The organism is Elioraea sp., assembly GCF_051860475.1.
GTDB lineage: Bacteria > Pseudomonadota > Alphaproteobacteria > Acetobacterales > Acetobacteraceae > Elioraea.
Genome location: NZ_JBHYDW010000296.1, coordinates 449 through 947 on the forward strand (window position 1 = coordinate 449; position 499 = coordinate 947).

A 499-nucleotide genomic window follows, 5' to 3' on the forward strand; every position below is an offset into this window, starting at 1 on the left:
CGCGGGAGAGTAGGTCGCCGCCAGGCCTGCAAAGTGCAAACAATCCTCTTCAATCCAACAAGACAATCAGCTCCGCGGACAAAAACCGCCAAACACCTCAACGCGGGGTGGAGCAGCCCGGTAGCTCGTCAGGCTCATAACCTGAAGGTCGCAGGTTCAAATCCTGCCCCCGCAACCAAATCTCCCCAAAACAACCAAACACAAAAACCAACGCATCGACCCACCCAAACCTCATCAGAAAAAGAACAAAACAAGAACAAAGAAACAGCGCTAAAACAACAGGCCAATAAAAACACCCCGCCCCCTGTTGCCATGCCGGCGTCTCCAATGCCCTCGCAGGCAAACGCTCACCTCGAAAAAATGCGCCAAAAGGACAGGAACCACCGCTCGATGGTGCCAAACCCCAGCGCATTCGGCTCAGACCCGGCCCTCCTGCACGCCAAGCGGCCGATCAACCACGGCACACCCCTCCAATCCAACATCATCCCCCGACTTGCTG

Annotated in this window: 1 tRNA gene and 1 rRNA gene (1 of these 2 only partly in view); both read left to right on the forward strand. The window is 56.1% G+C overall.

The window, feature by feature from the left end:
• Positions 1-26, forward strand: a 5S ribosomal RNA gene (gene rrf, locus ACTIFU_RS23835); it begins 86 nt to the left of the window's first position.
• A gap of 75 nt (positions 27-101) precedes the next feature.
• A tRNA-Met gene (locus ACTIFU_RS23840) sits at positions 102-178 on the forward strand.
• Positions 179-499: the final 321 nt, after the last annotated feature.